This window comes from Balneola sp. (assembly GCA_003712055.1).
GTDB lineage: Bacteria > Bacteroidota > Rhodothermia > Balneolales > Balneolaceae > RHLJ01.
This window is the reverse complement of the sequence record RHLJ01000003.1, coordinates 508,441-527,998: the sequence shown is the minus strand read 5'-3', so window position 1 is coordinate 527,998 and position 19,558 is coordinate 508,441. Positions and strand designations below refer to the sequence as shown.

Sequence of the window (19,558 nt, the reverse complement as noted above, 5' to 3'; positions counted from 1 at the left end):
GTATGAGAAATGGACTTCGTTGGGCTTTGTTGCATAGTTGGGAGCGGTATAGGTAACCGTGATATCCCGTGATTCTTTAGGGATAGCTACTTCCCGGTTAAAAGAGGTCCATAGAGAATCCCTGGCCACAATAGCCTCAATTACAGGAGGGAATGAAAGAGGGAAGTCTTGCACATAAGAAGGGTTCACGCTTGCCAAGCCGTCCAACATGGCAAACCAAAAAGTGCCGTCGCTGGCCACCAGGCCGGAGTATTGGGCGCCGCCGTTGGCTTCGTTTCCGGGCAAGCCGTCTTCTTGTTGGTAGGCTTTTGAATAGATACGGGTTTCGTCTCCACGTGCCACCCTGGTTAGCTGATCTTTGGAAACCCAAAAAACCCCCTGGTTATTGCTCATCCAAATCCGGCCATACCCATCCTCCAGGATGCTATGGATCACCAGACCGAAAAGCCCATTTTCGCGGGAGTATTTTGTCACAGACCTGGCAGAAACCCCGTCTTCATTAAGCTCGACGCGGTTTAGGCCTCCCCCATTTAGCCCAACCCAAAGAATGCCGTCAGCATCCATATATATAGACCGGATACTTACATCAGATAGTTGGTCATTATCCTTAAAGGCTACAAGCCGGTCATTGTTTAAGGTGTATAAGCCATTACGATAAGTGCCTATCCAAACCTGCCCATTGTCATGTTGAAATAGTTGCTCTATGCGAAGCGGAGTGTCGTTTTCGATAGGAATATTCTTCCATTGCCCGATAGAGGTTGCGTATTCATAGAGCCCGGCTCTTGAACCAACCCAGAGATTGCCTTGATCATTTTCCCGGAGTACCCGAACCTGTACGGAGCCCTGGTCAAAAGGAGTAGGAAATGGAGTAATTGAGTTCGTGCGTCTGTTCCAAATCTGTATGCCCTGGCCAGTACCCATCCAGATGTTACTATCAGGGTCTTCATAAGATGAGAGTACTCTTGGAAACATATCCTCTGTGATTTGCTCAACCCTGTCACCAAGTATCTTAAAAACCGGGCCTCCACGGGCTGATGTCCAAATGGCGCCCTTATGATCTTCAAAAAGAGAGTAGATATTTTTTATTCCAGTATTGGCGTCATAGGCACGGAATAAGTTTTTATTGAACTTGTAGAGTCCTTTCTTTGTGGCAACCCAGGTTTGCTGGTAATCATCAACGAACAGTGCGTGCCGCAGTAAAAAGCTTATATCCAAGGCAGCAACAAGAGTATGCTCGTAAAAGATGCCGCTATTCAATATAAACCAGCCGGAATTTTCTGCTCCATTCAAATCAGAAATTATCGCGGGGTCAACTCCATCTGAAGTATGGTGGTTGGATAACCCAATAAATTGCTGATTTCTAAAAATAAAGCGGTTACCCCTATTTGATAAAAAAATAACGCCGGGGGATTGTTTGCTTTGTTCTAATCTTGGGATGATAGCTTTTTCTGACAGCTCTTGAGGGAGCGAAAAAGTGGTTGTTCCTTTGCTAGTTAGACGGGTTAAATGATGATAGTCAGCCACCCAAATGGTCCCGTTCTCTTCAATCAGAAAGTTGCTTTTCCGATCATTGGTATGTGCTATGAACGTGACTACTTCATTAACAATGGAGTAGAACCCATCAACGCTAGCCACCCAGGTTGTTGAACCATGTACCTGAATACTTAAGATTTCAGATTGGATCTCATTCGCAAAAACATGGACGAATTGACCTTCAACAAACTTGAACAGACTTTTTTCTCCCGCCACCCACAACGTACCATCGTCAGATTGTTCAAGTCTGCTATTATTTGTAATAGGTGAGAGTAGTGAGATAGGCTTATGATTAAAGGGATAATGCGTAAACACACCCTGTTTGTATTGAATGAGACGGAGGCTGTCCTCATAACTATTATTAAACCAGAATTCGCTGTTAATCGGGGAAGTAAATTCGGTAGCCTTAGAGCTAAGAAATGCGTTAGTATTTGAGCTGTTAAAGGTTTCAAAGGAGTGGCCATCAAATCGTGTTAATCCCTCAAGAGTGGTAAGCCATATATAGCCATCTGTGTCTTGTAGTACGCCACGAACAAAATCAACAGGTAGCCCATCTTCGGTCGTCCACTTTTCCATGGTATACCCGGGAGTTACTTCCTGGCCCATGGCTTGTTTATGTACCACACCTATACAGCAGAGCACGTATAGCACTATTGTTCCAACCCGTTTATACACTACTTGTCCTTTTGCGTGTTAACCTGATACTCGTAGAAGGTACACTGCTTAAATTTTTATGCAAAAAAGAAAATTGTAAAAGACCTTTCAGAAAGACTCATTTATGAAATTGAAATTGTGGAAAAGTCTCTAAGTTTCGATGGAAGGTACTCTTTTGCTACGCTTTGTTTTTTTACCAGGCATTTTGTGTACCCCGCTTTTTAAGAAAAACTGGGGGGATTTTTTAAAGCGTTGGTCCATTTTTATGAAAGTTAGATAAAATAAAAAAGCACCAGCTCAATGGTGCTTTTTCTTAGAGATAAACATGAACATAAACGTAGGTAGGTTTATGTACTATTCAATGAAAACCTAAAAGATGGAGTATAGTTCCATCATGTACACCACGCTCATGTAAATAGACCTGAGAACAGGCTTAGAGGGTTCCTCGGATCTCTTGTTCCCTTTCAATTGCTTCAAATAGCGCTTTGAAATTACCCTTTCCAAAAGAAATTGCTCCTTTTCGCTGGATGATTTCGAAGAACATAGTTGGGCGTGCTTGCACCGTTCTTGTGAAAATCTGGAGCAGATACCCTTCATCATCACGGTCAACAAGAATACCTAACTCCTTAAGTTTGTCGATGGGCTCATCAATTTTACCAACGCGCTCTTCCAATACATCATAATAAGTAGTAGGAACAGTAATAAACTCAACGCCTCGTTCCTTAAGGCTGGTAACGGTATGGATGATATCATCGGTAGCTACTGCTACGTGTTGAACTCCTGCTCCTTCATAGAAGTCAAGATATTCGTCAATTTGAGATCGTTTTAGTCCTTCTGCAGGTTCATTAATTGGGAATTTAATCCGACCATTTCCATTACTCATAACCTTACTCATAAGCGCGGTGTACTCAGTAGATATGTCGTTATCATCGAAGGAAAGTATTTGCTTAAAACCAAGTACATCTTCATACCACTTTACCCATTTATTCATAGCTCCCAGCTCTACATTTCCTACCATGTGGTCTACATATTTCAAACCAATTGGTTCGGGGCTATACTGAGAATCCCAGGCTTTGTATCCGGGTAAAAAGACGCCAGTATAGTTCTTGCGCTCTACAAAAATATGTACTGTTTCTCCATAGGTACGAATACCCGCACGAACTACTTCTCCGTGATCATCGCTTTCAGTAACAGGCACAAAATAAGACTCAGCCCCTCTTTTTACGGCTTCTTCATAGGCATAAGTAGCATCATCTACCCAAAGAGCAATTACCTTAACTCCGTCACCGTGCTTATCAATGTGCCTTCCAATATCGGTTCCACTTTTAAGGGGAGAGGTTAGTACCAACCGGATTTTATCCTGAACCACTACATAGGATTCACGATCTCTTAGACCAGTTTCAAGCCCGGCATGGGCCAGGGATTTAAAGCCAAAGGCTGATTTATAAAAATGAGCAGCCTGCTTGGCATTGCTAACATAAAATTCTACATAATCGGTGCCTAGAATCGGCATGAAATCTTGTTCTTGATCGAGTACAGGATTGGCTAGGGTTTCCATGGACATTCTCTGTTAAATAATTAGTTGTTATAACAACTAAATGTACGTGATCCTGGGTTTCAATAAAAGAGCTTTTGTGTTAAGCTTTTTAACATTGAACTTCGAATAAGGAACTTCGAAGTTCAATGTTGAACGTTCGATGTTCTTACTTCCTAAGGTGATAGTAAAGCATCCCGCCACTTCTGGTACCAACAAAGAACTCATTAATGGAATCTCCATCAATATCCACAAAGAGAGGGGTGCTTAAGGGAGCGGTTGCAACTGGAAATGGCATTTCCCCCCGAATAAAATTTGGAGTCTTAGCATCTCCATCATTTCTAAAATAGAATATCCCTTCGATTTTACTTCCAATCATCAGATCCAAATCACCGTCTCCATCCATATCGTTAAAGGCAGGAGCACTTCGGTGCCTTGTTTCTATTCCCTGAAAAGTTTCTTCCCTTAAAGTAAACACAGGCTCTGTTTTAGATCCGGTATTTTCAAAATGGTATAAATCACCGCCGGATGAACCGAGCACTAAATCCAAATCTCCATCGGCATCTATATCTACAGCTCTTGGTACCGCGTTACTTCCGCGAGGCAGTTTAACCAGCTCATTAACTACTGAACCAAAATTGCTACCTGTATTCGGAAAAAAATCCACCTGACCTTTCCAGTTACCGAGCAATAGGTCGGCCAGGCCATCACCATTTAAATCGGCAAGTTCCGGGGCAAAGTGATAGGCTCCGGGTAAGTTCAGGGTGCCCATAAGATGAAATTCCGGATTATTGACATCACCTCGATTTTCAAATCCATATAACTTGGAAGATTTCAGATCATAGGGATCTATTTTATTTGCCAGTAACAAATCCATATCCCCATCCCCGTCTATATCGCCTACTGCAGGAATGCTTTCATCTCCGATATCGATAATTTTGAGAAACTGGCGGGTAACAAGGGTGAATTCTTTATCTTCCTGCTCGTAAAAATAGAAGTTCTCAGCTATAGTAAGGTTTGCATTAAAAGCACCTCCGAGAACGCCAAGAAAGAGGTCAGAGTCTCCGTCATTGCCCCAATCGATAAGAGCAGGAGCATTATATCCACTTGTTGCTACAGGATCATTTGGGGGGAATTTTTGAGGCTGACGTTGGAAATTCGGGTTAGTACTACTCCCTGTATTCTCCAGAAGGAGTACCCCTGGTTCAAAAAAATCACCCCAAAAAATATCCTGGTCTCCATCAGAGTCGATATCCATAAAGGTCATGGTGTTTGCACCATGCATGGAGCCAAATTCATTGACAATCTCAATATTCTGAAATCTAGTTGTAAGAAGCTGAAACCTTGGTAGGCCGTTCTCATCATCACCAATAGACTCATACCTGCTTACGGTTCCATCAAGGCTCCCAATAAACAAATCAAGAAGCCCGTCAGAATCGATATCCGTAACATTGGGAATGTTTTGCCGGTCAGAAAAAATAGGGCTTCCTTCTGCATCTTTTAATGAATCGGCAACTAATACAAAGACTGGTTCCTTAGCTGAACCTTCATTACGATAAAAGCTGAGATAACTGAAGGGTTTTTCGGTAAGCAGATCAAAATCCCCATCCTTATCCATATCTATGAACCGGAACCATTCTCCAATATCAAGATTCTGGTATTTATCGGTTCTGAATGTGAGCGGTGCGTCTGAATCAGGATCTGTGTTTTCGAAGAACATTAACTCGTTAGTATGTTCCTGGACAAATAGATCTGGATCTCCATCAGCATCAATATCCAAAAACTGAGGTCGGGGCGTATTTAATCCTCCTAAAAAAGGATGATCCATTTTCTCTCCATTTCCATAAAACACAGGAAAAGGATCAACGAAGCGTGTATAAGTAGGCACTTGATCAGCCGAAGGAGATTTTTTTATTGCAGGACCACAGGCAAGGGACAGGAATACGATAGTGGAACATAGGGCAACCCGTATGGATATAGCTTTGGTCATTAGGTTATCTGCTTCCGATTCCGGTAGGGTTCATGCCCACAGGAATAACCTTAACTACTTCAAGGGTTTCTGTATCAACTACGGTAACCATTCCGGGCTTTGCCATTTCCATCTCTTCATGATTTGAGTGAGAGCCATGTCCGCTATGATCGTCTTTCTTTTGATCTGTGCCACCCATATTCATCATCATTTTCATGTTGTTATTGGTAACAAAGAGATACTTATCGCCACTACTTAACGCAGCACCATGAGGCTGGGCAATACCTTCATGTTCAATTACTTTTTCAATGGTCAGGTCAGTCATATCCACCACGGTAATGGAATTACCCTCTTTATTTCCAAAATATACACGAGCTCCGTCATGTGAATACACTGGATGCCACGGCTGAGCATTTACATCGATAGCTTTATCAAGTTGAGGAGAAAGTGGGTCTTCGATATCAAAAACGAATAGTTTCCCGGTCATTTGTGTAGTTCCAACCAGGGTAGTCTGGTCTGGAGAAATGGCGAAATTAACAAACACATGATTCATCCCTTCCATAGTAATTAATTCTTGCTCACGGGTTTCGGTATCAACGGATAGAATTTGGTTGGAAACCAGGCTTGCAACAAATACGTGCTTATTATCTGCAGTAGTTGCTATTGCATGAGGCCGGGTAAAAAATAAATCGATCTCTTCATTAAGGGCCATATCGCTTCTAGAGACCATTCCAAAACTTTGAGGGGGATTTACTGCACTCATTGAGCGACCTACAAACAAAATATCCTTGGTAGGGTGAAGGGCTAGTAAGCCTGGTACTTCCATTTCAGTTTGAGCTACTAATTCATTTTCCCGGTTAAATTTTAGTACCCGGTTCTCTCCAATTAAAGTAACGTACCAGAAAGATCCATCCGGCTCAACTGCTGCATGATGTGGTTTTGCATTTTCAGAAAACCCAAGAGATTGCAGGTCAATAGTTGTCTCAACCTCTAGCGAGGATACATTAATAACCGAAATAGAAGCTGAGTTTTGGTTACATACATACACAAATTCCTGGCTGAAAACCTGGCTGCTTCCCAAGAAAGTAAATAAAGCCAGGATTAGGGTGATCATGGTTTTTTTAATACGATTTGGTGAGGATAGTATCATGGCAGGTGAATATAGGAGTTGTCTAATAGTTAATGGTTATTGGTGAATAAACTTCCCAATAACCATTAACCAATAACAAGTAATGACAGCATCTCATACAAATTAGCTTTGCAGAAATACTGCCATTAATCAATGATTCAAAAATTAACGGTTGATGAGTTCCGGTGTTGTTTCCAGAACAAATAGACCTTCCGTTCCACTAGTCATAATTACTACACCGCTTTTAAAGTATGGGTAGTTACTCCAGGTTCCGCTGAAGCCTGCTGCATCTTCCGTGAATGGAAAGGTGTCAAAATAAGCCACCTTTTCAGGGTTTGCTGCATCACTGATATCAAATACCTGAAGCCCACTCACATAGTTTGATTGGTACATCAGGTTGTCTTTGATGTACAGGTTGTGATCTGAAGAAGCATTGTCATTTAAGAATTGAGCCAGAACTTGTGGATCATCCAAATCACTTAAATCCCAGATGATAGTACGGGTTTGCTCAACGGTTCCCATTAACTCATCCAATTCATCGTTCTGATAGAAATACCTATGATCATCAGTAAACCAACCCTGATGAACGTACCCGAAATCAGGATATGACCCTGTAGAAAGGGCAATTGGGTTTTCCTTATCGGTTACATCAGCAACACTAATGGCGGTTTCGTTGGCACCAACACAAATTTCTTTGCCACTGTGCTCCTCATCCGGCCCATTATAGACTACACACTGCGCATCGTGAGAATATCCTGTTCCACTACGCCCAGTTGAAGGATCGGCAAAGCAGCCCGCAAACTCTGGGTTTTTAGGATCCTGGATATTTACCATGTGCAGGCCACCACCACAAGTGGTTCCTCCACCTCTGGCACCAACGATGTATGCAAAACCCGTTTCCTCATTAATTACCACATTATGTGCACTAGCTACATTGTCGTATACGAAGTCTTCTTCAAGCAATAATGGTTCTCCATCAAATGCACGTAATTTTGTTAGGTCCACAACTTGCATTCCATGTTGGCCAGCTCCGTCAGCAACGATGTACGCGTGATCTTTATATACTTTAATATCGCGCCAAACATTTGCACGAGCACCTTCAGTCATAGGTAAGTTTGCAACATAAACGGGGTTTGAAGGGTCGCTAAGGTCAACAAACGAAGTTCCTTCTGAACGGCCTACCAGTGCATACTCCTTACCTGTTTCAGGATCTTCCCATCCCCAGATATCATTAAGTCTTACTCCACGATCGCCACCAACATCTCTTGTTGGAAGGAACGAGATTAGGTTAACCTGCTCACAGCCAAATATTCCAGCCGCACCAGCATCGCAATCAACTTTCCCTTCTGTAACAGGATCTAATAGACCAATTGGTTCACTGATTACAACATTGGAGGTCATCCAGTTTCCATCTTCGTCCAATTCTAAAATTGCAGCTTTACCAGCCCGGAAATCGCCACCAATTAAACCGGTAACAACAACACCTCCGTCTGCAGCAAGCGAAGCTCCTAAGAAATCTCCGGGCTGCTGACCTGAACTTTCAAGCCTGCTTGAACCAGTCCAGTTTCCATCTTCATCCATTGGGAAACGATAAATAGCACCAGTTCCGGCATTCGCGTTTACAGCACCAACTAATACTTCGTTTTCAGCAATAGCTATGGAATATCCAAACGAGTTGCGTAGATTTTGATCAAAAGCAGCTAATTGCCCTGCTGGAGCCCAGCTACCTTCTGTTTGGCGATACAAGAAAGCAGTTCCAATAGAATTATTTCGGTAAGCACCGATGACAGCTAAGTCTCCCATGATTGCAACTTCGCTGGCGAAACGACTTTCTTCTGTAAGCGAGTTGTATTTAAGAGTACCACTAAGCGCCCAGTTATTCTCTTCGTCCATAGAATATACAAAAGCTGCTCCGCCATCTTCGGTTGGGGCACCTATCAGAAGGTTCATGCCATCTATATCTATGGCACTACCGAAGTCAGCTTCAGCAGTATCGGGATTCATAATGATGGTATCCTGTAACCAGTTTCCGTCATCTTCTTTGTAAACTACTACAGCTCCGGTACCTAGAGAAGGAATACCAACAAAAGCATAGCCATTGCCTAAAGCTACATCGGAACCTGCCGAACTAATGGCAGAATCTGAAGCAACTGTAAACATGGTTAATTGAGACCAGGTACCATCATTTGCTTGCGCAAAAATATAAGCACCGCCCTCACCGTCGTTTCTGTCAGGCGCGCCAACCATTAACAAGTTTCCGTTTGCAGATAATGATGATCCAAAGCTATCACCGATATCTCCATCTTCGGCTTTGATCATATTGCTTTGTATCCAGTTGTCTCCATCTTTGGTAAAGATGTACACAGCCCCGGGAATGTGAATATTATTAGGTTCCCCGATGAATACGTTTCCGTTTGAAATTTCAACTGCCTGTCCAAACCCTTGCATTTGCGATAGTACCCCATCTGGAGTGGTTTGTGCAAAAGCAAATTGAACAGTCAACGCAATGAAAAACGTGTAGAATAAAATTGAAATGCGTTTCATGGATTGGTTGTATTTATTTAAAAGTTTGCGGGTTGAATATACTAGAAGCTACCCAGAATAGATTATACTAGTTACAAGTGTAATTTTTTTTAAAAGTTGATAAGAAAAAACCACGTATCGATTAAGCGGTCAATTTGCGGAAACAGTTCGGGTCTTTGCCCACTCTCTTAGCGTCTGGATTTTATGTTCAAAGGTTTGTGACAATGGGTAGGTGCTCCTGATTTCCTCTTCTATATCTTCCTGGGTAATTTCAGTTTTATTGGAGAATGAAGAATAAAGAGCCCCAATAAGTACTTGTTCCAGTTCTGCGCCACTAAATCCTTCGGTAAGCTCTGCTAATCTTTCTAGATTTAAGAGGTTCAGAGCCATTTCCCTTCTTTTCATATGTATATCCAGAATAGATTTTCTGGCTTCATAGTCAGGCAAATCCACAAAAAAGATTTCATCAAACCTGCCCTTTCTTAAAAACTCGGGCGGTAATTTTTCTACATCATTTGCGGTAGCGATTACAAAAACGTCTCCTTTGCGCTCCTGCATCCAGGAAAGGAAGCTGCCAATTACACGCTGAGATAGCCCGCCATCGGCATCACCTCCGCTTGCAAAAGCTTTTTCTATTTCATCAATCCACAAGATAAGCGGGGACATTTTCTCTGAAATCTCCATCGCCTTATTGAACTTGCTCTCCGTTTCCCCAATATATTTACTGTATAATTTTGCAGGATCCATTTTCAATAAAGGTAATCCCCATTCTTTAGAGACTGCTTTTGCACACAAGCTTTTTCCGGTTCCGGGCACACCCAATAAAAGGATGCCTTTTGGAAATATTAACCCTGCTTTTTTCGCCTGATCCGGTTTTTCCACAAAAATCTGACGTTTTTTTAGCCAATCCTTTAACCCGTCAAGAGCAGCGATATCACCAAAGCTCTCCTCAGCAGTATAATATTCCAGAAGGCCTTCTTTCTCGATTAGCTTCTTTTTAGAATCTATGACAACCTGAATATCATCCTTAGTAAGTGTACCATCTTCAACCATAATCATGGTCAATATTTTCTTGGCTTCAAAAAGAGTGAGGCCCCTCAGGTTCATAATGAGTTTGTCCAAATCAGGCTTAGAAATATTTATCTCGATGCGTTCTTTTCGTTTTAAATCTGTATAGATCTGCTTTAATAGCACAACAAAGTCGTCTTCAGAAGGAAGGGGCAATTTGATGGAAGCTACATGTGAACGAAGGGGATCTTCTAATTGGGCATCTTTTCCGGTAAAGAATAAAGCGCTTCGGTCATTTTCGAGCCGATCAACCAGACTGATTAAGTGAGTATTTACTTTTATATCATCAAGAAAAGGTTTGAAGCCCCTCAATAAATAAATCCCTTCTGAAGTGGAACCACTGATATGTGACAATAAATTGAACACGTCTTCGGTATCCGGGTGAACGTCCCGCTCTGTATAATTAAATAGCCCCCGGTGTACAGACCATATATAAAAGGGTATCTGAATCAGGTCTGAAATCTCTTTGGCGATTGCTTCAGCACGGTCATCATCAATGGTTTCAATATTAATGACGTGATAATGGGACTTAAGAAGAACGGATATCTCGTTCAGTATTTGATCATTCATTTTGCGTGGAAAAATTTTCGATGCTTTACATATAAATGCTCCAGGCTTGGGATATCAAAAGCTAATAAGAATGCCCAAAAGAATAATTCCAACCATTAGAATAGGAGTGCATCCAGAGCCACTCGATCCTGTCAATTCAATTTCTTTCCAGCTATAGTTCTCTTTGAATGCAGTTTCGCCTAGGAGAAACTGTTTAAAGATATCTTTTACTTGGTGAGCCATTAGAGATTGAGAAACCGATTGAAAATGCTTTCCATCTATTTGATACTCAACAATTAGTTTATCCGGTAACTCTCCGGCACATTGTATGAATCCATTGTTAGTATCCAGAATTACAAAGCTGCCGTTTTTGTCCTCTATATCATCAATAGCATGATTGATCTGTTCATTAGTGGGGTCGGAAAATTTTTTTCCGTGGCTTGCTGATAATTTCAAAATTTGTAGGTTTTTTCGAAAGAAACAGAATAAACTTTTTCCTTCCAATAAATACTATAAAACCTTTCTCATGTCATCCGGGGGTAGACCCGGGATCTGTAAAAGATTTCTCTTGGTTGTTACTCCTTGCTTTTTCAAAGTCTGTCTTATCACAGATCCCGCAACATGTGCTGAACTTGATTCAGTATCAAGTGCGGGATGACGTAAAAGGAGATAAAGAAGAGATGTGGTTACCCGGAACTTCTTACCTCTTTATTCCTTGTTGAATATTCTTACTTGAGAAAATAGATCGGCTACAAACTCCCAGCCAATCTAACAAACACATCCATAGCATCGGGGTTTCGGCTGGCATCCCGGTTCATGTGTTTTGAAACATCTAATCCCATCAAGGCTTTTTTGACCGGTACTTCCATTTTTTTGCCACTTAACGTGTATGGGATGTCATCAACCTGGATGATCTGATCGGGAACATGGCGTGGCGAGCACTCTTCTATTAATCTTTGTTTAATAGTTTCGGATAAAGCCTCCAAAACAAAACCGTCCTCAACTACCACAAACAAAGGCATGATGTCCGATCCATCTTTCTTTTCCAGATTTACAATAAGGGAGTCTGCCAATCCAGTAATACGATCCAGCACAGAGTAAATTTCCGCAGTTCCAATTCGAATGCCTTTTCGGTTCAGGGTGGCATCTGATCGGCCAAAAATCTGGAGGCTTCCATCTTCATCTAATTGTATCCAGTCTCCATGGCACCATTTACCCGGATAAGACTCAAAGTAACTGCTGGTATATCTGGTATAATTTTCATCTCCCCAGAAATGAACAGGCATCGAAGGCATCGGATTAGCAATAACCATTTCACCAAGAGAATTCACCACTTTCTGACCTTCTTCATCAACACTTGTTAAAGCGCACCCCAAAGCCCGCCCCTGGATACGACCTCGCTTAACAGCTTTGGAAGGAATTCCGCCAACAAAAGCAGTACACACATCTGTACCTCCGCTCATACTGCATAACCAAACATCCTTTTTTATATGTTCATATACCCAATCAAAAGCTTCAGGAGGTAGAGGAGCTCCTGTAGAGCCAATAGACCTAAGCGCGGAGAGGTCGAAGTCTCTACCAGGGCTAAGTCCTTTCTTCATACAGGCAATAAGAAACGGGGCACTGGTTCCGAAATGATGAATTGGAAGCTCGGAAGTAATTTTCCAAAGCGCATTTAAATCCGGTGTTCCCGGGCTTCCGTCAAAAAGTACCGGAACCGCTCCGGCCAGTAGAGAGGCCTGAAGGAAGTTCCACATCATCCAGCCAGTGGTGGTAAACCAGAAAAAGTGCTCACCGGGCTTTACATCATTGTGGAAATGCATGTATTTCAAGTGCTCAAGTAATACTCCGCCATGGGAATGGGTAATAGCCTTTGGTTTTCCCGTAGTTCCTGAGGAGTAAAGCACCCAGATTGGGTGATTAAATTCGACAGGTGTAAATGAGAGTTCCTGGAATGGTGTAGCTATAACTTCTTTCCATAGTACTGAGTTTGCCAGTTTAGCATCCCCATTCAAAGTGGGAATCAAAACCACGGTTTCTATGGATGAGATAGCCTCAGAAATTTGTTGTGCCTCAGAAAGCCTGTCGATTCGTTTTCCTCCATATTGATAGCCATCGCAAGTAAAAAAGAGCTTAGGTTCAATCTGGGAAAACCGGTCAATAACGGTATTCACCCCAAAATCAGGAGAGCAACATGACCAAATTGCACCCAGCGAGTTAACCGCTAAAAAGCAGATAATAGCTTCAGGGGTATTGGGGAGATATCCCGCAACCCGATCTCCTTTTTTAATTCCCTGCTCCACAAGGTAGGCTTGAGTAGCAGAAACATATCGTTTAAGACCTCCCCACGTAAGGGTGCCAATTTCATTTTCCTCATTTGTAAAAATTAGCGCTGGCCTTGAATCAGAACTATTTCGGAAGATATGTTCAGCATAATTAAGGGTAGCTCCATTAAACCATTTAGCCCCGGGCATATCGTGGCTATCAATCACAGATTCATATTCGGAATGGGAGATTATGTCAAAGTACTGCCAGAGAGATTCCCAGAAGTCAGCGTAGCTATAATTAGACCAGTTCCAGAATTCTTCATAATCAGCGAATTTGAGGCCGAAATGCTTTTCAACCCATCGCTGATAGTTCATTAACCCGCTATTGTTGGTGAACTCCTGACTTGGTTCCCACAGTATCTCGGATTGATTACCCATTCAACGTGCACAATAATGTTAAAGCTTTTTCCGCATTGCCCGCTTCGATTTCAATTTTTGCGAGGCGGTGAACCTCATTCCTTAATTCTTCTCCTTCGAACTTGGTATAAGCCATCGCAACCGTCCGAAATGTCCTGGCTTCAATAATGCTTTCCTGTGATGGTAATTGTTCAATATTTCCGAGTCTACCCAAGTTGTTTGCTGATAACACTTCACTTTCCCGGACATGTTTAGGCAGTTGATCTACACCAATCCCTTTTGTTAAAAGAGGTTTGGGAATTTCAAACAGTGAATCGGTATTTGCTCTGGTATACCAGTTGGCACCCATCCTACCAACCAGATCCAGCTTAGCGTTGTCCAGTTTTCCTTCTTCGTTTAAAAACTCGGTATTAAGATGAATGCGTTGTATGCGCGCCAGCACTAAATTACCTGCCCCACCTTCTGAACCCAATTCAATCACCTGATCAACGGTACATTCAAAAGAAACCGGACTTTCTTTCACTCGTGGTGGTTTGATGGTTTCGGAAGCAACCTCCGTAAAACCAGCTTTCAAAAATTCATTTACACCCTTTCCATATTCCGTACTTGAAAGCGACATTTGCTCTACCATGGGATAGTTCACAATATTGATGCAAACCTCGGGTACTTCCTTAATATTCTCATAGGTGTGCTTAGTGGTACCATCTCTCCCTCTTCTTGACGGCGAAAAAACCAGAATCGGAGGGTTATTAGAAAAGGCATTGAAGAAGCTGTATGGACTGAGGTTTACATTCCCCTCTATGTCAACAGTGCTTGCAAAACATATGGGGCGAGGTCCGATAGCAGCGGTTAAGATTCCCTGTCTTTCAGGAATGCTTATGTCATAAGGATCAAATGACTTTACCGAACCCATTATTTAGCAGGTAATAGTTTAGATCGGACTTCACCAAAGCCAACACGAATACCATCTTTTTCGGCATATCCTTTCATAATAACCGTATCACCGTCCTTAAGGAATTTTCGTTCTTCACCATTATTCAGAGTAACAGATTTTGATCCCGCCCAGGACAATTCAAGCATTGAGCCAAAGGAGGAGGGATCTTGTCCGGAAATAGTTCCTGAAGCCATAACATCCCCAACCGCTACATTGCAACCATTTACGGTATGATGTGCCAACTGCTGAGCCATATTCCAATACATGTACTTGAAATTGGAGTTAGATACCGAGGTTGGACTGTCAGCATTTTCAGAGCGGATTTGCACCTCGAGGTTGATATCGTAATTCTTTTGTCCTGAATACTCCAGGTAAGGAAGCACTTTCGGATCCTGGTCGGGGCCATCTACCCGAAAAGTGTCAAGAGCTTCCAGAGGAACTATCCATGGAGAAACTGATGAGGCGAAGTTTTTACCAAGGAATGGACCTAAAGGGACATATTCCCATTTTTGAATATCTCTTGCTGACCAGTCATTAAATAGCACCATCCCAAAAATATAATCTTCAGCCTGATCGGTTGAAATGGAATCACCTATGTCTGAGTTTTTCCCGATCACAAATCCCATTTCCAGTTCAAAATCCATACGCTGAGAAGGGCCATAAACGGGTGCGCCTTCAGGAGGTTTAGTTTGACCTTTTGGTCGATGAATATCTACACCTGAAACAACAATTGAAGAAGCCCTACCGTGGTACCCAACGGGTAAGTGTTTCCAGTTTGGTAGAAGTGCATTCTCCGGATCCCGGAACATTTTCCCAACATTGGTAGCGTGCTCTATGCTCGAATAAAAGTCTGTGTAGTCTCCCACTCTAATGGGAAGATGCATCGTTACTTCTTCCATTGGGATAAAGGGAAAGGACTTGAACAGTGGCGAAGATTCATCACATAAATGTTCTCTTAAAATAGCACGAACACCGTTAGTAACCTCTTTTCCTTGATCGATGAAATCATTCAGATACTCATTAACTAAAGTATCACTGTCCAAATTTAGAGACCGAAATAGTCGAAGTGAATAGGCAGAATTCAGGCTCAATACATAATTTCCAACAGCTACTCCAACCCGTTTAGAAAGGTCACTGGTTGAGAATATTCCAAAAGGGAGATTATGAATTGAAAAATCTGAGTCTTCCGGGATTTTAATCCAGGGTTTAAGCGCTTCTGACATTCTTTTAAATACTTAGAAAATTAGTGTTCTAACCAAGACTGATAGTATGTACCGTCATCAATATCGAGAGCATTTTGTGTGACCATTAATGGTTTGAAGGTATCAACCATAACTGCCCATTCTTTGGTTTCCTTTTTGCCAATACTTCCTTCATAAGCACCAGGATGTGGTCCATGAGGTATTCCGGCAGGGTGTAAAGAAATAAAGCCTTGTTCCACATGTTTCCTGCTCATGAAATCACCATCAACATAATAAATTACTTCATCCGAATCGATGTTGGAGTGATTGTAAGGAGCTGGGATAGATTGTGGATGATAGTCATATAGTCTTGGCACAAAAGAGCAAACTACAAAAGCCGAAGTCTCGAAGGTTTGATGTACTGGAGGTGGTTGATGAACGCGACCTGTAATCGGTTCAAAATTCTTAATAGAGAATCCATATGGGAAATTGTATCCATCCCATCCAATTACATCAAAAGGATGAGAAGCATAAGTTAGTTGATGGATCATATCTCCTTTTTTGATTTTCATCAAAAACTCACCAGTCTCATCATGGGTTTCCAACTCAGTGGGGAGTTTTAAGTCCCGCTCGCAGTATGGTGAATGCTCCAGGTATTGGCCAAACCAGTTTCGGTATCTTTTTGGAGAATAAATAGGCACCCTTGATTCGGTAATGAAATGTCGGTTTTCCTCGCTATCAAATCGGATTTGATAAATTATTCCTCTTGGAATGAGCATGTAATCACCGGGCTCAAAATCGATGTTGCCGATAAAAGTACGCAATGTACCGCTTCCTCTATGGATGAAAATGAGTTCATCGGCGTCGGTATTTTTATAGTAATACTCCGTCAAAGATTGTTTTGGGGCTGCCAGGTGAAGTGTTACATCGCTGTTGGTGAGTATAGCCTCCCTGCTTTCCAGATAGTCATCTTTTGGGGTAATATCCAGGCCTTTAAGCATCATGGATTTCATGTTATTTGGAACAGCAACTTTCGGGGCAACATCAATAGGAGCGCCTACTTCCTGTACCATAGTTGGCCGATGGACGTGGTAGGAAAGGGTAGACATCCCGTCAAAACCGATGGTACCAAAAAGTTGTTCGTAATATAAATTCCCATCAGGTTTCCTGAATTGGGTATGCCTTTTTTGAGGAATTTTCCCAAGACGATGATAAATAGGCATGGTGCTAAAATGTTGGTTTGGCGTTGCTGAATGATAGACAATTCCAGCTTTTATCGCTGTTAAAAAAGTTGTTATGACAACTAGTTTTTCCGATTGATAGTTCTTCTTTTTTTAGGTCATCCCGGGCCCAGACCCGGGATCTGTAATACGAGAAGCGCTGATCTAAATAAAATTTCATCACCGTTGATTTCTTTACAGATCCCGCAACCTGTGCTGAACTTGATTCAGTATCAAGTGCGGGATGACTAATAAATACCCTAGTTACCAAGTAAATATCTATATTCACGGAAATTTGATAAGAAAATGAGCGAAAGCGTTAAACCTCCCAAAAAGAAAAAACTAGGATCGGTAAAACGGGGCATCTCAGATATGTTCCGCACCAGCTATCGAACTCATATGGATTTGAGCGGGATAGCGGATAACAAATCCAATATCATGATCAGTATCAATGGGATAATTATTTCCATTGTGATTGCCTCCATATCTCCTAAGATAGATTCTAACCCATGGCTGCTCATCCCCACAGCAATATTGCTGATGACCTGTCTGGGCTCTATGGTTTATGCAGTGTTATCTGCTCGGCCAAGGGTTAGTAAAGAGGTAGTTACCCTTGAAGATGTCCGAGCCAATAGGGCTAATATCCTTTTCTTTGGAAATTTCTACACCATGGAGCGTGAAGAGTATGTGGAAGGAATGGAGGAGTTGATGCAGGATAGCAAGCGGCTTTATGATAATATGGCTCGAGATGTGCATGGACTGGGAGTTGTGCTTGCCAAGAAATACAAACTCCTTAGAGCTTCTTATAACATATTCATGTTTGGGCTTATCCTTTCGGTACTAAGCTTTATCGTAGTTTTCGCGCTGGTAACTTCTTAATCCCGTTCCTTAGCATAAGCTTCTGTGATGCGCTGATTCATCAATCTTCGATAATTGGTGAATTCATATTCGCTCACAGTAAATGAGGATTTAAATTCTCCATCAAAGCATTCAATAAGCAATTTGTTGGGTCGTTCGGTTGGAGTAACGGTAACTCTGATAGCACCTAGTTTGTAAGAGTCTATAGGCTCTGCCATGATGAAATAAAGTTCGTTTAGCAACGTCAAAGATAGTATTTTTACCGGGTAAGAATTCTACAAGAGAAAGAATCTTCATGAAGAAAAAAACTATTATCACCGCTGTAATAACTGCCTTTATAGGAGTTTTTCTTTTTAATGCACTAAGAAGTACAGCTCCCATCGAAATTGATAATGCCCCCGCCTGGAGGACATTAGCTACTGCGCAAGAAGAAGCCAGGGAAACTGGAAAATTAATCTTAGTAGATGTTTATGAAGTAGGCTGTAAATATTGCCGGGCTATGGAAAGAGAAGTGTACCCTGATTCAACAGTGCGAGCGGTGCTTGATGCAGGATATATTCCTGCTAAAGTAGATGGCAATTCTGAGGAGCTTATCACCTTTAACGGACAGCAGGTAATGGCGAGGGAATGGGCCCAAGGCCAGGGGATTTATGTATTTCCTGGAACGCTAATTCTGGATGCAGATGGAAACCAGGTTAAGCAGCGAACAGGTTTTATGAATGTGGACGAGCTTCGTCAATTTTTATACTAATGAGCTTTCAAAACGAAGCTATTCTCTTAATCCATTGTGAAGACAAACCGGGCATTATCGCTGCGGTAACCCAATATATTTTAGATCACAAAGGAAATATTCTGGATTTGGACCAGCACACAGATTCTGAAAAGCAGAAGTTTTATATGAGGGTATCCTGGGATTTGGAGCATTTTGATCTTGAGAGAGAAGAGATCAGATCGAGTTTTAACAAAGAAATAGGTGACCCATTTGAAATGAAATGGGAATTATATTTCGCAGATCAAACACCTCGAGTAGCGTTATTTGTATCCCGGCAGCAGCATTGTTTATTCGATATCCTTGCCAGATGGCAAAGCGGGGAATGGAAAGTTGAAATCCCGCTAATTATCAGCAATCACGAGCAAGCCAGTGAAACGGCAGAGAAGTTTGGTATTCAGTTTTATCATCTTCCAATATCAAAAGAAAACAAGGCCGAACAAGAAGCAGTCCAGCTAGAACTTTTAAAAGAAAATGGTATTGATTTGGTGGTTCTGGCCAGGTATATGCAAATCCTTTCAGGTAATTTTATTGATCAATTCAGAAACAGGATTATCAATATCCATCACTCCTTTTTACCAGCTTTTCCGGGTGCCAGGCCTTACCACTCTGCTCATGAACGAGGGGTGAAAATTATTGGGGCCACCAGTCACTATGTAACCGAAGATTTGGATGAAGGTCCGATTATTGAACAGGAAATAGTACATGTTACCCACAGAGATGACGTGCCAAGTTTAGTAAGAAAAGGTCGTGATCTGGAAACGATTGTGCTTTCCCGCGCTGTTTGGAAACATATTGAAAGAAAGACATTGGTAACGGACAACCGAACTATTATTTTCAACTAAATTTTTTATTAGTCATTTCGACCGAAAGGGAGAAATCTAATGGTTGCAGTGAAAGAAAGATTTTAGTTTTCCCGCTCCGCTCGAAATGACAATACCCTAAAAACCGTA

General features: G+C 41.9%; 16 protein-coding genes. 4 read left to right on the top strand and 12 right to left on the bottom strand.

The window, feature by feature from the left end; all coding sequences use genetic code 11:
- The 7 genes from ED557_09695 to ED557_09665 form a co-directional block, all read right to left on the bottom strand.
- On the bottom strand, positions 1–2,139 hold a 2,139-nt coding region (locus ED557_09695), incomplete at its 3' end, for a hypothetical protein (GenBank protein RNC84032.1).
- A 481-nt stretch (positions 2,140–2,620) separates the two neighbouring features.
- On the bottom strand, positions 2,621–3,751 hold the full coding sequence (gene hppD / locus ED557_09690) for a 4-hydroxyphenylpyruvate dioxygenase (GenBank protein RNC84031.1): 1,131 nt from the start codon (positions 3,749–3,751) through the stop codon (positions 2,621–2,623).
- Positions 3,752–3,890: 139 nt separating this feature from the next.
- Positions 3,891–5,711 carry a VCBS repeat-containing protein gene (locus ED557_09685; GenBank protein RNC84030.1) on the bottom strand — a complete coding sequence of 607 codons (1,821 nt, stop codon included), beginning with the start codon at positions 5,709–5,711 and terminating at the stop codon, positions 3,891–3,893.
- Between the two features lie 4 nt (positions 5,712–5,715).
- The gene (locus ED557_09680; GenBank protein RNC84050.1) at positions 5,716–6,738 is read right to left on the bottom strand and encodes a YncE family protein; all 1,023 of its coding nucleotides are present in this window, start codon (positions 6,736–6,738) and stop codon (positions 5,716–5,718) included.
- Between the two features lie 246 nt (positions 6,739–6,984).
- Positions 6,985–9,363 carry a choice-of-anchor B family protein gene (locus ED557_09675; protein ID RNC84029.1) on the bottom strand — a complete coding sequence of 793 codons (2,379 nt, stop codon included), beginning with the start codon at positions 9,361–9,363 and terminating at the stop codon, positions 6,985–6,987.
- A 129-nt stretch (positions 9,364–9,492) separates the two neighbouring features.
- Positions 9,493–10,980 carry an AAA family ATPase gene (locus ED557_09670; protein ID RNC84028.1) on the bottom strand — a complete coding sequence of 496 codons (1,488 nt, stop codon included), beginning with the start codon at positions 10,978–10,980 and terminating at the stop codon, positions 9,493–9,495.
- A gap of 54 nt (positions 10,981–11,034) precedes the next feature.
- Positions 11,035–11,415: a hypothetical protein gene (locus tag ED557_09665; GenBank protein ID RNC84027.1), complete on the bottom strand. Its 381-nt coding sequence runs from the start codon at positions 11,413–11,415 to the stop codon at positions 11,035–11,037.
- Between ED557_09665 and ED557_09660 the strand changes: the two genes are divergently transcribed.
- On the top strand, positions 11,400–11,681 hold the full coding sequence (locus ED557_09660) for a hypothetical protein (protein RNC84026.1): 282 nt from the start codon (positions 11,400–11,402) through the stop codon (positions 11,679–11,681). The genes ED557_09665 and ED557_09660 overlap by 16 nt on opposite strands.
- 27 nt (positions 11,682–11,708) lie before the next feature.
- Here the strand turns inward: ED557_09660 and ED557_09655 are convergent, their stop codons facing one another.
- From ED557_09655 to ED557_09640, 4 genes are read right to left on the bottom strand one after another with little or no spacing between them, the layout of a single operon-like run.
- Positions 11,709–13,664 (bottom strand): acetoacetate--CoA ligase, encoded by a 1,956-nt coding sequence (locus ED557_09655; GenBank protein ID RNC84025.1) that lies wholly within the window; start codon positions 13,662–13,664, stop codon positions 11,709–11,711.
- Complete coding sequence (locus ED557_09650; protein RNC84024.1) at positions 13,657–14,556, bottom strand: flavin reductase family protein; 900 nt, start codon at positions 14,554–14,556, stop codon at positions 13,657–13,659. The genes ED557_09655 and ED557_09650 overlap by 8 nt, the downstream gene beginning before the upstream one ends.
- Positions 14,556–15,800, bottom strand: coding sequence for a fumarylacetoacetase (gene fahA / locus ED557_09645; protein RNC84023.1), 1,245 nt, complete (start codon positions 15,798–15,800; stop codon positions 14,556–14,558). The genes ED557_09650 and fahA overlap by 1 nt, the downstream gene beginning before the upstream one ends.
- A gap of 20 nt (positions 15,801–15,820) precedes the next feature.
- A complete protein-coding gene (locus ED557_09640) occupies positions 15,821–16,981 on the bottom strand; it encodes a homogentisate 1,2-dioxygenase (protein RNC84022.1) in 1,161 nt (386 codons plus the stop codon).
- A 303-nt stretch (positions 16,982–17,284) separates the two neighbouring features.
- Between ED557_09640 and ED557_09635 the strand changes: the two genes are divergently transcribed.
- Positions 17,285–17,857 (top strand): hypothetical protein, encoded by a 573-nt coding sequence (locus tag ED557_09635; protein RNC84021.1) that lies wholly within the window; start codon positions 17,285–17,287, stop codon positions 17,855–17,857.
- Here the strand turns inward: ED557_09635 and ED557_09630 are convergent.
- Complete coding sequence (locus ED557_09630; protein RNC84020.1) at positions 17,854–18,054, bottom strand: hypothetical protein; 201 nt, start codon at positions 18,052–18,054, stop codon at positions 17,854–17,856. The two genes, ED557_09635 and ED557_09630, sit on opposite strands and share 4 nt — an antisense overlap.
- A 77-nt stretch (positions 18,055–18,131) precedes the next feature.
- Here ED557_09630 and ED557_09625 point away from each other — a divergent pair, with 77 nt between their 5' ends.
- Complete coding sequence (locus ED557_09625; GenBank protein ID RNC84019.1) at positions 18,132–18,587, top strand: thioredoxin family protein; 456 nt, start codon at positions 18,132–18,134, stop codon at positions 18,585–18,587.
- Complete coding sequence (gene purU, locus ED557_09620; GenBank protein ID RNC84018.1) at positions 18,587–19,450, top strand: formyltetrahydrofolate deformylase; 864 nt, start codon at positions 18,587–18,589, stop codon at positions 19,448–19,450. Before ED557_09625 ends, purU begins: the two co-directional genes overlap by 1 nt.
- Positions 19,451–19,558 lie beyond the last annotated feature (108 nt).

What these genes read in the sequence shown, in the direction of transcription:
- hppD (RNC84031.1), bottom strand. Translation starts at nt 3,751, where the DNA reads ATGTCCATGGAAACCCTAGCCAATCCTGTACTCGATCAAGAACAAGAT.
- ED557_09685 (RNC84030.1), bottom strand. Translation starts at nt 5,711, where the DNA reads ATGACCAAAGCTATATCCATACGGGTTGCCCTATGTTCCACTATCGTA.
- ED557_09675 (RNC84029.1), bottom strand. Translation starts at nt 9,363, where the DNA reads ATGAAACGCATTTCAATTTTATTCTACACGTTTTTCATTGCGTTGACT.
- ED557_09670 (RNC84028.1), bottom strand. Translation starts at nt 10,980, where the DNA reads ATGAATGATCAAATACTGAACGAGATATCCGTTCTTCTTAAGTCCCAT.
- ED557_09655 (RNC84025.1), bottom strand. Translation starts at nt 13,664, where the DNA reads ATGGGTAATCAATCCGAGATACTGTGGGAACCAAGTCAGGAGTTCACC.
- ED557_09650 (RNC84024.1), bottom strand. Translation starts at nt 14,556, where the DNA reads ATGGGTTCGGTAAAGTCATTTGATCCTTATGACATAAGCATTCCTGAA.
- fahA (RNC84023.1), bottom strand. Translation starts at nt 15,800, where the DNA reads ATGTCAGAAGCGCTTAAACCCTGGATTAAAATCCCGGAAGACTCAGAT.
- ED557_09640 (RNC84022.1), bottom strand. Translation starts at nt 16,981, where the DNA reads ATGCCTATTTATCATCGTCTTGGGAAAATTCCTCAAAAAAGGCATACC.
- ED557_09635 (RNC84021.1), top strand. Translation starts at nt 17,285, where the DNA reads ATGAGCGAAAGCGTTAAACCTCCCAAAAAGAAAAAACTAGGATCGGTA.
- ED557_09630 (RNC84020.1), bottom strand. Translation starts at nt 18,054, where the DNA reads ATGGCAGAGCCTATAGACTCTTACAAACTAGGTGCTATCAGAGTTACC.
- ED557_09625 (RNC84019.1), top strand. Translation starts at nt 18,132, where the DNA reads ATGAAGAAAAAAACTATTATCACCGCTGTAATAACTGCCTTTATAGGA.
- purU (RNC84018.1), top strand. Translation starts at nt 18,587, where the DNA reads ATGAGCTTTCAAAACGAAGCTATTCTCTTAATCCATTGTGAAGACAAA.